General features: G+C 66.2%; 1 protein-coding gene. It reads left to right on the top strand.

Annotated features, from left to right (window positions below):
- Nucleotides 1-319: 319 nt before the first annotated feature.
- The coding region (locus ACNPQM_RS44195) for a DUF1963 domain-containing protein (protein WP_418088422.1) at nt 320-1,025 on the top strand (706 nt) is incomplete at its 3' end.

Raw genomic sequence — 1,025 nt, 5'->3', positions numbered from 1 at the left:
CAAACCGGAAGGCAGGGGGCTTGCTCGAACTGTCGTCCAAGCGGGACTCGTTCGGGCGATCAAGGCTCGGCCGTGCATAGCAGCAGGGCCTCTTGAACATCTCGGTGGTGTCGAGTCAGCCGAGGACAAGTGGCCCTGATGTCCCGCTGTGTCGCTCCGCACCTTCCTCGTCCACTTCCGGTGCACCGACGTGTGACTGTCTTGCCGGCCAGGTCTGTGGCGCATGGTTGCGAACCTGGGTGGCAACGGAGACCACCCGGATTGATCGGTGCGGCCGCCTGGTAGGCGGACAATGATCGCCCCTGGATATTCTGTGAATATGAGATCGATGGATCCGTTCCGCGACCTAGCCCGCGACCAGGGCATACCCCAGGACGAAGTCGAGCGGTGGCTCGATGCAACCGTCCGTCCGTGCGCGATGCTGGGCGCAGGGGAGCCGACCGACGGCCCGATGGTCGGACGGCTCGGCGGGCTGCCGCCGATGCCCGAGGACGAGCCCGTGCCGGACTTGCCGTTCCTCGCCTCGGTCGACCTCGCGGCCATCCCACCCGGCGCGACGGACCTCCCGTTGCCGAAGGATGGCACGCTGCTCTTCTTCGCGGACACATCTGAATCTACCCCGTGGACACGACGCGACTGGTCCCGGCTCGTCTATGTCCCGGTTGGCAGGCCAGTCTCCAAACGCGGTCCGGGCGATGAGTGGCCGCCGCAGGTCCACTCGGCCCATGATCTCTATCTGGTGATCGATCCCTCGCTGCCCAACCGCGGCGACTACACCGAGGAGTTCCCGCACGGTGAGGAGATGGGCGAGGTGTGGTGGGAAACCTCCGACGATGTACAGACGGGCGGATCGGTGCAGATAGGCGGCTACCCCTGGGTCTGGAACAACGATCCCGTCACGGACTACGACCACGGCCCGGGCGACTGGGTGCTGCTCGCGGAGATCGGGGCGGACGACGGTGATCTTCTGGGCAGGGTCCACTGGGTGATTCGCCGGGACGACCTGGCCGCTGGCCGTTTCACCC

Source organism: Streptomyces sp. NPDC056231, from assembly GCF_048270745.1.
In the GTDB taxonomy this organism is placed as follows: Bacteria; Actinomycetota; Actinomycetes; order Streptomycetales; family Streptomycetaceae; genus Streptomyces.
This window is presented reverse-complemented; position numbering and strand designations above follow the sequence as displayed.